At 63.5% G+C, this 12,787-nt stretch carries 12 protein-coding genes; 6 read left to right on the top strand and 6 right to left on the bottom strand.

The window, feature by feature from the left end:
• The first annotated feature begins 196 nt into the window (after positions 1 to 196).
• From AC13FW_RS08660 to fliP, 5 genes are read left to right on the top strand one after another with little or no spacing between them, the layout of a single operon-like run.
• Positions 197 to 712 carry a flagellar basal body-associated FliL family protein gene (locus AC13FW_RS08660; protein WP_482988836.1) on the top strand — a complete coding sequence of 172 codons (516 nt, stop codon included), beginning with the start codon at positions 197 to 199 and terminating at the stop codon, positions 710 to 712.
• Between the two features lie 9 nt (positions 713 to 721).
• Positions 722 to 1,738: a flagellar motor switch protein FliM gene (fliM, locus tag AC13FW_RS08655; RefSeq protein WP_282266999.1), complete on the top strand. Its 1,017-nt coding sequence runs from the start codon at positions 722 to 724 to the stop codon at positions 1,736 to 1,738.
• A complete protein-coding gene (gene fliN / locus AC13FW_RS08650) occupies positions 1,731 to 2,078 on the top strand; it encodes a flagellar motor switch protein FliN (protein WP_282267000.1) in 348 nt (115 codons plus the stop codon). The genes fliM and fliN overlap by 8 nt, the downstream gene beginning before the upstream one ends.
• Complete coding sequence (gene fliO, locus AC13FW_RS08645) at positions 2,075 to 2,482, top strand: flagellar biosynthetic protein FliO (protein ID WP_482988835.1); 408 nt, start codon at positions 2,075 to 2,077, stop codon at positions 2,480 to 2,482. The genes fliN and fliO overlap by 4 nt, the downstream gene beginning before the upstream one ends.
• Positions 2,482 to 3,279 carry a flagellar type III secretion system pore protein FliP gene (fliP, locus tag AC13FW_RS08640; protein WP_482988834.1) on the top strand — a complete coding sequence of 266 codons (798 nt, stop codon included), beginning with the start codon at positions 2,482 to 2,484 and terminating at the stop codon, positions 3,277 to 3,279. The genes fliO and fliP overlap by 1 nt, the downstream gene beginning before the upstream one ends.
• A 36-nt stretch (positions 3,280 to 3,315) precedes the next feature.
• Here the strand turns inward: fliP and AC13FW_RS08635 are convergent, their stop codons facing one another.
• From AC13FW_RS08635 to lexA, 4 genes are read right to left on the bottom strand one after another with little or no spacing between them, the layout of a single operon-like run.
• Positions 3,316 to 6,405, bottom strand: coding sequence for an error-prone DNA polymerase (locus AC13FW_RS08635; RefSeq protein ID WP_482988833.1), 3,090 nt, complete (start codon positions 6,403 to 6,405; stop codon positions 3,316 to 3,318).
• A complete protein-coding gene (locus tag AC13FW_RS08630) occupies positions 6,402 to 7,823 on the bottom strand; it encodes a Y-family DNA polymerase (RefSeq protein WP_296248783.1) in 1,422 nt (473 codons plus the stop codon). The genes AC13FW_RS08635 and AC13FW_RS08630 overlap by 4 nt, the downstream gene beginning before the upstream one ends.
• Positions 7,824 to 7,826: 3 nt before the next feature.
• On the bottom strand, positions 7,827 to 8,447 hold the full coding sequence (gene imuA / locus AC13FW_RS08625) for a translesion DNA synthesis-associated protein ImuA (protein WP_482988832.1): 621 nt from the start codon (positions 8,445 to 8,447) through the stop codon (positions 7,827 to 7,829).
• Entirely contained in the window at positions 8,447 to 9,055 is a 609-nt protein-coding gene (gene lexA, locus AC13FW_RS08620; protein WP_482988831.1) for a transcriptional repressor LexA, read from the bottom strand. Before lexA ends, imuA begins: the two co-directional genes overlap by 1 nt.
• A gap of 159 nt (positions 9,056 to 9,214) precedes the next feature.
• On the opposite strand from lexA, the gene AC13FW_RS08615 reads away from it, so the two are divergent.
• Entirely contained in the window at positions 9,215 to 10,159 is a 945-nt protein-coding gene (locus AC13FW_RS08615; protein WP_482988830.1) for a GGDEF domain-containing protein, read from the top strand.
• A gap of 382 nt (positions 10,160 to 10,541) precedes the next feature.
• Here AC13FW_RS08615 and AC13FW_RS08610 read toward each other — a convergent pair whose 3' ends face one another.
• Both AC13FW_RS08610 and AC13FW_RS08605 read right to left on the bottom strand, forming a co-directional pair.
• On the bottom strand, positions 10,542 to 11,240 hold the full coding sequence (locus AC13FW_RS08610) for a YiaD family glycine zipper/OmpA-like lipoprotein (RefSeq protein ID WP_482988829.1): 699 nt from the start codon (positions 11,238 to 11,240) through the stop codon (positions 10,542 to 10,544).
• Positions 11,241 to 11,377: 137 nt separating this feature from the next.
• Positions 11,378 to 12,787, bottom strand: coding sequence for a cryptochrome/photolyase family protein (locus tag AC13FW_RS08605; protein ID WP_482988828.1), 1,410 nt, complete (start codon positions 12,785 to 12,787; stop codon positions 11,378 to 11,380).

Below are 12,787 nucleotides of genomic sequence, written 5' to 3'. Positions count from 1 at the left end.
CACTTTAATGCACTTGGGATCTATCCCGGGTTTTTGTGGTTGCGTTTTAACCCGCGAAGCTGACCATCCGACAGATCGCCAGCTTCGCGGTTTACACCGCTCCCACAAGAACCCACACCACGCGTCAATAGACCGTCACCACCTCCTCCGGCACAGCCCTTGCATCTGACTGGGCAGCAATCCTGAGGAGCTCCACGTGGCCGTTGCCGCTGATAAAAACCGCAAAGCTGAACCAAACAAGGAAGCGGCAAGCAAACCGAAGCGCTCGTTGTTGGTTCCTGCCCTGATCGCCGTGTTTGCTGCTGCCGCAGCCGGTGGCGGCGTCTGGTATTTCACCCAGGGCAAGGACCACGCCGAAGCCGGCAAGGAAGCCAAGCCCAAGACCCCCGCGCCGGCCCAGTACTTCGCGCTGGACCCGGCCTTCGTGGTCAACCTCAGCGGCCCGGTCGATGGCCCGCGTTACCTGCAGGTCGAAGTGCAGCTGATGACCCGTGATCCGCTCGCGCTGACCGCGCTGCAGACCCATGCACCCGCCATCCGCGCCAGATTATTGATGCTGTTCTCGCAGGTAGAGCCGGCACAGATCGCCGACCGCGCGGGCAAGGAAAAACTGCAGGCCGCCGCGCTGGCCGAAGTACAGAAGCTGATGAAGGCCGAGACCGGCCAGAACAGCGCCGATGAGCTGTTGTTCACCAGCTTTGTGACCCAGTAAGGCGCCACGATGAGCATCAACGACCTGCTGTCCCAAGACGAGATCGACGCCCTGCTGCATGGCGTCGATTCCGGCTCGGTCAATACCGCCGAGCCGGAGGCGGCACCGGGTGAAGCGCGTTCGTACGACTTCGCCAGCCAGGACCGCATCATCCGTGGGCGCATGCCGACCCTGGAAATGGTCAATGAGCGCTTTGCGCGCCTGTGGCGCATTGGCTTGTTCAACCTGATCCGGCGCTCGGCCGAGTTGTCGGTGCGCGGCATCGAGCTGATCAAGTTCGGTGACTACCTGCACTCGCTGTATGTACCGACCAACCTCAACCTGATCCGCTTCAAGCCGCTGCGGGGCACCGGCCTGATCGTGTTCGAGCCGACCCTGGTATTTGCCATCGTCGACAACTTCTTCGGCGGTGACGGGCGCTATCCCACCCGTATCGAAGGCCGCGAATTCACCGCCACCGAAATGCGCGTGATCCAGCTGCTGCTGAAGCAGACCTTCACCGATCTGCGTGAAGCCTGGGGCCCGGTGATGAACGTTGACTTCGACTACATCAACTCCGAAATCAACCCGCACTTCGCCAACATCGTCAGCCCGCGCGAGTACGTGGTGGTCAGCCGCTTCCACGTCGAGCTCGACAGCGGCGGTGGCGACATCCACATCACCTTGCCGTACTCGATGCTGGAGCCGATCCGCGAACTGCTCGATGCAGGCATCCAGAGTGACCGCAACGACCGCGACGAAAGCTGGGCGGTGATGCTGCGCGAGCAGCTGGACACCGCAGAAGTCGAACTGTCCAGCGTGCTGGCCAAGCGCCGCATGAGCCTGCGCGAGCTGACCCGACTGAAGATCGGCGATGTGCTGCCCATCGAAATGCCCAAGCAGGTGCCGCTGTGCGTGGAAGGCATCCCGGTGTTCACCGGCGAGTTTGGTGTGTCCAACGAACGCAACGCCATCAAGATCACTGCAACCCATCCTCCGGGGAAGCGCCCCAGCGTCCCCGTGATCCAGGAAAACACCGATGAATGACAACCACTCCCCCGAAGCTGAAAACAGCGCCACACCTGCACAGTTCAGCAACCTGCAGGCCGACAACAGCAGCACCACCGATCTGGACCTGGACGTCATCCTCGACGTACCGGTGACCTTGTCGCTGGAAGTCGGTCGCGCGCGTCTGCCGATCCGCAACCTGCTGCAGCTCAACCAGGGCTCGGTGGTGGAGCTGGAGCGCGGTGCCGGCGAATCACTGGACGTGTTCGTCAATGGCACGCTGATCGCGCATGGCGAAGTCGTCGTCATCAATGATCGCTTCGGCGTGCGCTTGACCGATGTGGTCAGCCCCAGCGAGCGCATCCGGAGACTGCGTTGATCGCATTGCTCGCCTATGCCGCACCGGCCGCCAAGGCGGCCGCGCCGGTCGGCCAGCATGCGGCCAGCGCGCCCGGCCTGTTCGGCGCGTTCTTCACCTTGCTGCTGGTACTGGGCCTGATCATCGGCCTGGGCTGGCTGCTCAAGCGCATGCCCGGCGGCACGTTCCGACCGGCCGAGGGCCTGAAGGTGGTCGCCAGCATCAATGTCGGCGCCAAGGAACGCGTGGTGGTGGTCGACGTCAATGGCCAGCAGCTGCTGCTCGGCATCACCGCCAGTGGCATCAGCACCTTGCACCAGCTGCCGGAACCGCTGCCGCAAACACCGGCACCGGCCCTGCCCAATCTCAAACAACTACCGAATTTCGCCCAGCTGCTGGCACAGAAGCTGCGCAAGGAACCCTGATGATGTCGGGCCAACGCTCTTACCCACGCGGCTTCAACCCACGCACGCTTTGGCAGCTGCTGATCGTGTTGGCATTGCTGGCATTGCCACTGTTCGCCTGGGCAGCACCCGGCCCGCAGGTACCGGCGTTGCCCGATGTGAACGTTGGCAAGATCGGCGGTGCACCGGTCAGCCTGCCGCTGCAGACCTTGTTGCTGATGACGGCAATCACCTTGCTGCCATCGATGCTGCTGGTGCTCACCGCCTTCACCCGCGTCATCATCGTGCTCGGCCTGTTGCGTCAGGCACTTGGAACCGGTCAAACGCCGTCCAACCAGATCCTGCTTGGTCTGGCCCTGTTCCTGACCGCGATGATCATGATGCCGGTCTGGGACAAGTCCTGGTCCACCGGCATGGCGCCCTACCTCGATGGCAAGATCGACTTCCAGACCGCCTGGCAGCTGACCACCGCGCCACTGCGCGCCTTCATGCTGGCGCAGGTACGCGAAACCGACCTGATGACCTTTGCCGGCCTGGCCGGGCAAGGCCCTTACGCCAGTCCGGATGCGATCCCGTTCCCGGTACTGGTTGCCTCCTTCGTCACCAGCGAGCTGAAGACCGCGTTCGAAATCGGCTTCCTGATCTTCATCCCGTTCGTCATCATCGACCTGGTCGTGTCCAGCGTGTTGATGTCGATGGGCATGATGATGCTGTCACCCATGCTGGTGTCGGCCCCGTTCAAGATATTGCTGTTCGTGCTGGTGGACGGTTGGGTGCTGGTGGTCGGCACGCTGGCGGCAAGCTTCAACGTGGTGTAACTGCGAACAACGCTTCGAACGCGCTTCAGCGGGGCCTCAATGGAAGTCGCGGCTGCGTACATCCAGGCTGCCCAGCAGCGGCGACAGATCATCCAGACGGCGTGCGATCAGATGACGCACGCCGTTTTCGGCTTCCAGCCGTCCACTGACCTGCAGCAGCCGTGATTCCAGGAACACCTGCCGCTGCCGCTCGGCCAGCTGCCGCCAGACCACCACATTGATCTGGCCGAACTCATCTTCCAGCGTGATGAAGGTGACGCCGCTGGCAGTTGCCGGCCGCTGCCGGCCGCGCACCAAACCGGCCACCAGTACATTGCCGGTGCTGCGCATGTTTTCCAGATCCCTGGAACTGCGGCAACGTCGCGCGCTCAGCTGCCGTCGCAGGCGAGCCAGTGGATGCAGCTCCAGCGTGGTTCCCAACAAGGCATAGTCCGCGTTCAGATCCTCGCCGACGCTCGGCATCGGCAAGGCCACATCAGCCTCGGCGGTCGCCGGCTGATCGTCGAACAGCGGTCGCTGGTCTTCGACGCCGGCAATTGCCCAGCGCGCCCGATGCCGGTTACCGACCATCCCGCGCAATGCCCCGGCATCGGCCAGCAAGGCCCGTGCACGCGCATCCAGATCAGCCCGCCGGCACAGATCGGCGATATCGGTAAACACCGCCTGCGCCCTCGCCTGTTCGATCCGCAATGCGTCCTCCGCATTGAAACCACGCACCAGGCAAAAGCCCAGGCGGATCGCCAATCGCTCACTGTCGCGTTCCCATTCCAGCGAGCACTCCCATCCGCTGTAACGCACATCCAGCGGCCGCGTTGCCACGCCATGCCGGCGCACATCCTGCAGCAGCTGGTCCGGGCTGTAGAAACCCATGGGCTGGCTGTTGAGCAGAGCGCAGGTGAACTCGGCTGGATGGTGGCATTTCAGCCAACTGCTGGCATAGGCGATCAACGCGAAACTGGCCGCATGGCTTTCCGGAAAACCATAGCTGCCGAAGCCCTTGATCTGCTCGAAGATGCGCTCGGCGAACGCCAGCGGATAGCCGCGCTCCAGCATCCCTTCGGTGAGTTTCAGCCGATGCGGCTCCAGCCCACCATGGCGCTTCCACGCCGCCATCGAACGACGCAGGCCATCGGCTTCGCTGGCGTTGTAGCCCGCCGCCACCATCGCGATCTGCATCACCTGCTCCTGGAACAGCGGCACGCCCAAGGTGCGTTCAAGCACCGCTTCCAATGCTTTGGAGGGATAGCTGATCAACTCCTCACCGGTACGGCGGCGCAGGTAGGGATGCACCATGTCACCCTGGATCGGACCGGGACGTACGATGGCGACCTCGATCACCAGATCGTAGAAGGTGCGAGGTTGCAACCTGGGCAGCATCGCCATCTGCGCCCGCGACTCGATCTGGAACACGCCGATGGTATCGGCGCGACTGATCATCGCGTAGGTTTTCTCGTCTTCCTGCGGGATCGTCGCCAAGGTGAAATGCAGGCCGCGATAACGCTCGATCAGATCGAAACAGCGGCGCACCGCAGTGAGCATGCCCAGCGCCAATACGTCGACTTTCATCAGGCCCAGCGTTTCAAGATCATCCTTGTCCCACTGGATCACGGTGCGCGCCTCCATCGCCGCATTTTCCACCGGCACCATGCTGTGCAGGGCACGCTCGGAAATGACGAAGCCGCCCGGATGCTGGGACAGGTAATGCGGGAAATCGATCAGCTCGTTGGCCAGTATCAGGATGCGTCGCAACAGCGGGCTATCCGGGTCGAAGCCGTGTTCGCGCAGACGCTCTTCCTCTGGAATGCTGTCCGACCAGTGGCCGACGCACGAAGTCAGCTGGGTGATCACGTCGCCCGGCATGCCGAGCACCCGCGCCACATCACGCAGGGCGCCGCGCCCGCCGTACTGTGTCGCCACGGCAGCCAAGGCAGCCCGTTCACGGCCATAACGCGAAAACACGTACTGGATGACTTCCTCGCGCCGCTCATGCTCGAAATCCACGTCGATATCCGGCGGCTCATCACGGTCGTCGGAAATGAAACGCTCGAACAATAGATGGCTGTGCGAAGGATCCAGTTCGGTAATGCCAAGCACGAAGCAGACAACCGAATTGGCGGCCGAACCGCGCCCTTGGCAAACGATGCCGATGCTGCGCGCATAGGCCACCAGGTCATGCACGGTGAGGAAGTACGAGGCGTACTTCTTCTTGGCGATCAGGCCAAGTTCCTTTTCGATCAATGCCTGCGCCTGCGGCGGAGTACCGTCCGGCCAACGTTTGCCCGCACCACGCGTCACCAGTTCCGCCAGCCAGCGCTGCGCGGTGTAACCGGCGGGTACCACCTCGCTGGGATACAGATAGTTGACGGCTTCTTTCAGATCGAACCCGGCGCAACGTTCGGCGATGCACAGCGTCTGCTGCAACAACTGGGCTGGATAGATCGCCTGCAACGCCTGCAACGGACGCAGATGCCGCTCACCGTTGGCGAACAGCCGCTGCCCGGCCTCGGCAACGGTGACGCGGTGGCGGATGGCCGTCATCACATCCTGCAATGCCCGGCGTCCGCGCGCATGCATATGTACGTCGCCAGCGGCCACCAATGGCAGCTGCAGCTGCGCGCCCAGTGCCTGCAGCTGCTGCAGACGCGCCTCGTCATCGGCACCGTGGTGCAGTTCCACCGCAATCCAGCAGCGCTGCGGAAACCACTCACGCAACTGCATGCCCTCGGCAGGTTCCGGCTGTGCCGCAGGCAGCCACAAGGCCAGCAGGCCGCTGCGGTCAATCGCCGTCAGGTCATCGGCCAACAGCCGGTACTCGCCCTTTTCCGCCCGCCGCCTTGCCTGTGTTATCAACCAGCACAGCGCTTGGTAGCCTGCGGCGTCTTCCACCAGCAGGACCAGCCTGGCGCCGTTTTCCAGTTGGATTTCGCTGCCGACAATCAGCTGCAAGCCGGTTTCCCTGGATGCGCGCCAGGCGCGTACGATGCCGGCCAGCGTGCATTCGTCGGTGATCGCCAACGCTTTGTAGCCATGCGCCTTGGCCCGCGCGAACAATTCATCCGCAGTCGATGCGCCGCGCTGGAAACTGAAAGCGGACAGGCAATGCAGTTCGGCATAAGCGGCAGTCATGCGAACCAGCCCTGCAGCATGAAGCCGCCCTCGCCGCCCACCTCGCGCCACGCCCATGCCTGCTGGCCAAAGCGTGTGCTGACCCGGTAGTAATCACGACGCACGTCATCGCCGTCCCACCAGCCACTCTCGATCCGTTCCGGCGCCGACAACAATTCCGGGCTTGCACCCGGCCAAGGCTGTGGCGTGCGCAGCAACCACCCTGGCCGCGCTGGCGACGGCAGGCTGTTGGTAGTTGGGCCTGCAGCTGGGGCAGCCTCGCCACGCCAGGCATATTCGGGGCGATGGTCGGCATGTACGCGCAGGCCGTGCACGGATTGATCACCCAGCCGGGCGCGCAGGCGTTCGCGCAATTGTTCCCACGGCATGCTCTGCTGCGGACGGGTATCGAACAGCTCGCGGTGTTCCGGCACAAACGCCGGCAACTGATCGGCACGCAGGCCGAATTGGCGCACCGGTGCCGGTATCTTGGCCTGCTCCAGACGGCTACGTGCGATCTCGAACAACAGGCTGGCATCACGCTCGGCGGCCAGCAGGCCGATCTCCAGCGTGGTGGTTGGCCGGTCCTCGTGCTCCAGCAACAGCGCAAACCGCTGCACGCTGCCGTCACGGCCGGCAAGAAATGCGGCAAGGTCCGAAGTCAGGCGTCGCAGCGGGAACAGCAAGGCCTGCGAGGATTCCACTTCATAGCCCAGCTCGATGCGCAGTTCGAACACATCCGGCGGCTGATACGGCTGCAGTACAAAGGCCCGCTCGCCGAGCAAGGCATCCAGCTGCCGCAATACATCCGGCGCAAAGCGCCGGTTGATGCTGGCCCGTGGCAAGCCCTGCAATTGTTTGACGGTGCGGATACCCATGCGTGCGAACGCCGCCGAGGCACTGGCACCAAAGCCAGCCCGCGCCACCGGCAGCTGCCCGAGCAATGCGGCCAAGCCAGCCTCATCCACACTCAGACCATCGCGCGCATTGGCCAGTGCGCGGGCAGCCACCGGGTTGGGTGCCAATGCGATGCGATGACGGAAGCCCAAGGCGTCCAACTCCTGCCGCAGGCGCGCCTCGAACTTCGGCCACGGCCCGAACAGCGCCAGGCTGTGCTCGATTTCGATGATCAGCGACTGCGCATACTGCAGGCTTACCTGCGAACTGAATTGATACGCCCAGGCGGCAAGGAAGCGATGCCATTCCGACTGCGCGTCAGGCTCATACGGGTGTATCTCAAACCCGGTTGCCAATGCCTGCGCCGTCACCAGCGACTGCCCTGCCTTCAGCCCCAGCGCCGCCGCCGCAGGATTGACTGCATGCAGCACCCGCCGCTGGCTGGGCCCACTGATCAATACCCGCGCCGCGTCCGGCTCGGCACAGCCACGCAGGACGCCGTCCATGGCCAGATGCGGCAATAGAATGCAGGCCCAACGCATGGCTTACTGCCCCCGGGAAAAAGGCAAGGGGCGCGGCGGCACCATGCCACCGCGACACTTCAACACCCGCAGCTGCGCTGGCTGCGCATCGATGGCGATACGCAAGGCGGCAGGCGAAGGGTTCTTTGCCGCCTGCAACGGCCGGCTGGCAAAACCCAGCGTCTGCCCTGATTCGGCTGCCACCTGCAGCCGCCGCAAGGCTTTGTCCTCGGCCATCTGCGGCCAGCACAGCACGGCCCCGCAGCTACCCGAACGCAGGCATTGTTCAGTCGCCCATAGCGCATCACGTTGATCATTGGCCTGCACCACCTGCAACTGGCGCAGGTCGATACCCGCCGCCTGCCAGGCCGGTGCATACGGAACATGCGGCGGTGCCACCAGCACCACGCGCTCACCGGCTTGGGTCAAGCGGGCCAGCGAGGGCCACAGCAGCTGCAACTCACCGACACCTTCGGCCGGCAACAGAATCTCGCTCAGCGCCGACTCCGGCCAACCACCGGTAGGCAGCACATCGTCCAATTGCGCATAGCCCGTTGGCTGACGGCTGGCCGGCAGCGGCGCAGGCCGACCACGCCAGACCCGGCGTTCGTGCAGCAGGCTGTCGAGGGCAACGACCGCGCCCATCAGCCGCGCCGGACCAGACCACAGAACACACCCTCGATGGCGAATTCCTGATCGTGCTGCACTTCAATCGGCGCATAGGCCGGGTTGCGCGGCAGCAGCCGCAGCCTTGTACCACTGCGCGAGAGCCGCTTGATGGTCAGCTCACCGTCCAGCCGCGCCACCACTGTCTGGCCGTTGCGCGCATCGCTGCTGCGCCTGACGCCGACCAGATCACCATCGAAAATACCGTCGTCGATCATCGAATCGCCCTGCACCCGCAGCAGATAATCCGGGCGCGCGGCAAACAGGCGCTCATCCAGTGCCAGGGTATCCACCAGCTCCGCATCGGCGCCGATCGGTGCACCCGCCGCGACCCGCCCCAATACCGGCACCTGCAGCAGCTCCGCCCGGGGGGTCTGGCCCGCTGGGCGAATCCCGCGGGCCTGACCCGTAGCCACCTCGATCAGGCCAGCCTCGCTCAAGGCCAGCACATGCTTGCGCGCCGCGCCGCGCGACGCCAAGCCGCAGGCAGCAGCAATTTCAGCCAATGACGGTGCCTGTCCGCGCCCATTCACCTGGTCACGGATATAGCGAAGGATGGCGGCACGGCGCGGGCTGAGGTCAGTCATGGAGTACATTTGTACTCCATCTACACAAAGCCCGCCAGCGGCTGAGCACCGCTATTCAGGTGAATACGGAAAACACATTGCCGCTGCTATCTTTCGCGCCATATGGACCGGAAAGCTTCCACGAAGTCGTACCCGTCCCTCCCGCAGGCATTGCGCAGCGTGCCGTTGCGTACCATTGCTCCAGTCACCACGCTGGCCTTGTTGTTCTTCGCGATCTGGCTCTGGTTTGACGGGCAACGCATTGCTGCCGGAGTCAGCTGCCTGTTGTCGGCGCTGGCCTTGCTGGCCAGCGTATGGATACATCAGCGCAAGCCCCGGTTGGAACTGGGTGGCGTATTGCTATGCGTGGCGACGGTGGGCGGCTGCCTGCTCTCCGCCCGGCAGTTGGGCAACGACGCTTTGCCATGGTCCTACCTGGCCTTGATGTCCAACTTCTTCATCGTCCGCAACCAAATCGCCACCCCGCTCAACCTGACACTGGTTGCCGGCCTGTTGCTGATGCCAGACCTGCTGCTGGGAGATTCCCCACAGCTGCAAGCACTGATCGTCATCGTGCTGGTGTTCGGTTTTGGCTACCACTTCTCCCACCGCCTGCAAGGCGACCGCACGCGCCTGGAGATGCTTGCATCGCTGGATGCATTGACCGGCGTGCCCAACCGGCGCGCGTTGGAAAAATCATTGCAGGCGCATATCGATGGCGTCCGCGATGAACGCTACCGGCAAGGCCTGGTGGTGATCGACATCGACAACTTCAAGGCGGTCAATGATCACTACGGCCATGGCGCCGGCGATACCGCCCTGTCCGACCTGGCTGCGATCCTGCGCTTTGAACTGCGTGAGAATGACCAGGTGTTTCGTTTTGGCGGCGAGGAGTTCGTGATCCTTGCCGATACCGGTAGCCATGAAGCATTGCTCCGGTTCACCGAGCGCCTGCGCAAGGCGGTGTATGAATCGCTGCGTGGCCCAGGAGGTCGCATCACAATCTCGATAGGAGCGGCGATGTATGCCGGTGAGCAGCGCTGGCAGGATTGGTTCGCGCGCGCCGATGCCGCCTTGTATGAAGCCAAGGGCAAGGGCCGCAACAGCGTGGTGGTGACGGAGTAGCTTTGGTTTTGGCTTTGGTTTTGGCTTTGGTTTTGGTTTTAGCTTTGGCTCTGCCCCCTCCCTTGCACCGCAGGCGTAGGGGAGGGTTGGGGAGGGGTAGCTTTCGCTTTGCTTTTGCCTTTGCTTTTGCCCTTGCTTCCGCAGTGCGCGCAATGGACTTTCCGCGAGCCAAAGCCAAAGCCAAAGCCAAAACAACAACAGCAGCAACAACCGGAACAACCGGAACAACAGCCGCAGCAACAGCAACAGCCGAAGCAACAAGCCGGAACAACAGCCAGGACTACCCCTCCCCAGCCCTCCCCTACGCCTGCGGCGCAAGGGAGGGAGAAAAAAAGGGCCGCTTGCGCGGCCCTTCGTTTACAACATCAAGCAGCCGCTTCGATCACGAACGCAACGGGATCACGCGGATCTCGACGCGGCGGTTCTGCGCGCGGCCTGCATCGGTGCTGTTGTCGGCGATCGGATAGGCCTTGCCTGCGCCCAGCGTTTCAATGCGCTCGCGTTGCACGCCCTGGGCAGTCAGGTATGCCGCAACCGCATCCGCACGCTCCTTGGAAATGCGGTTGTTCACCGCATCGGTGCCGATGCTGTCGGTGTGACCGACCACTTCGATCATGGTCTGGTTGTACTCGCTCAAGGTACTGGCAACGCCATTGAGCGCACCGTAGAACTGCGGCTTCAGCGTGGTCTTGTTGAAATCGAAGGTGATGCCGTCAGGCAGGCTCAAGGTGATGTTGTCGCCATCGCGCTGCACGTCGATACCGGTATTGGCAGTGCGCTCACGCAGCGCACGTTCCTGACGGTCCTGGTAGTTGCCGACTGCAGCACCGCCGAGTGCGCCGATACCGGCACCGACCATTGCGCGCTGGCGACGTTCGGTGGCGTTGCCGCCGCTGAGCAGGCCTGCAGCAACACCGATGGCCGAGCCGATCAACGCGCCCTTGCCGGTCTTGTTCTGCTGCTGGGTCTGATTGCCGTACTGGTCCTGCTGCACATACGAGCCACCGGTAGCACAGGCCGAGAGGACGGCTGCCGCCACCAAGCCAATGGAAATATTACGAACAACAGTAAGGGTGGTCATCTGAGTCTCCTGATAGGCCGGACTGGCCAGCGTGGATTTGCCGGGCAAGCATAAACACCGCGATGCACTACCTGCGTGATCCTCAACCTTCGTCACAGGTGTCCATTCATCTAACTGTCTTGTACGTTAAGCCAGTGTCAGCGACAGCGCTGGTACGCAGCCAAGGCCTCATCCCGTCCCTTGGCAAGCTCCACCAGGGGCTGGGTCGGGTAGCTTGGTGCAAGCTCCGCCAGCAGCTGCGGGAACTGCCAGGGCGCAAACCGTGCCTTCAGCGGCAGAGCGGCCAGTTCCGGTACCCAGCGGCTGATATAGCGCGCATTGGGATCGAACTTCTGCGCCTGCGTCACCGGATTGAACACGCGGAAATACGGCGCAGCATCCGCGCCGGTGCCGGCGATCCATTGCCAGCCCATGCTGTTGTTTGCAAGATCGGCATCCACCAGGGTGTCCCAGAACCAACGGGCGCCCTCCTTCCAGTGCATCCGCATGTGCTTGCACAGAAAACTGCCCACCAGCATCCGCACGCGGTTATGCATGTAGCCGGTCGCCCACAATTCGCGCATGCCTGCATCGACAATGGGGATACCGGTGCGGCCCTGTTGCCAGGCCGCCAGCATCTCCGGCTGCGCCGGTTCCCAGGCAAAACGCTCGAAGCGGGGATTGAGGTTGGTGTCACTGGTCTGCGGGAAGTGGTGCAGCAGATGCCAGGAGAACTCGCGCCAACCCAGCTGGCGGATGTAGCCATCGATATCCGCATCACGGCCAGCGCTGCGCATGCCTTCCAGCGCATGGGCGATACGCCACGGCGCGATCTCGCCGAAATGCAGGTGTGGCGACAACAGCGACGTACCCGCGCGATCCGGCAGATCGCGCTGCTCGCGGTAGCCATTGAGCGCACCGTCGGCGAATACCTCCAGCGCCTCCTGTGCACCGCCCTCACCAGGCTGCCAGTGCTCCCAGAAACCGGCATCCCAACCGAGCCGCGGCTCCAGCGCAAGCGCCTGCAACGGCAAGCCTGACAGCTTTGGCGAGCTCAGCTTGCGCGGCGCTTCGGACAAGGCAGGCAGACGCCAACGGGTCAGCGCGTTGCGCCAGAACGGCGTGAACACCTTGTACGGGCCACCTTGCAGCGTGGCCAGTTCCCAGGGTTCGAACAGCAGATAGCCGTTATGGCTTTCCACCTGCAGACCCTGCTCGCGCAGGCCTCGCTTGATGGCTGCGTCACGCGGCTGCGTGGCAGGTTCGTACTTGCGATTCCAATAGACCGCTACCGCGCCGCTTTCAGCAATCAACGCCTGCAGCTGCGCCATGCTGTCGCCGCTGCGCAGCAGCAAGGCCGAGCCGATGGCGCGCAACTGCGCGTCGAGCTGCTGCAGCGAATGATGCAGCCATGCGTCGGAGGCCGCTCCGGGCGCCCATGCGCCCTCTTCCTGCGGCGCATGGATGTAGACCGGCACGATCTCATGACCGGCTTCAATCGCGGCCTGCAACGCCGGGTTGTCACGCAGCCGCAGATCGCGGCGGAACCAGACAATGGCGGTGGACAT

Source organism: Stenotrophomonas sp. 21LCFQ19 (genome assembly GCF_056861425.1).
The sequence above is the reverse complement of the archived record's forward strand: the minus strand, read 5'-3'. Positions and strand labels throughout refer to the sequence as shown.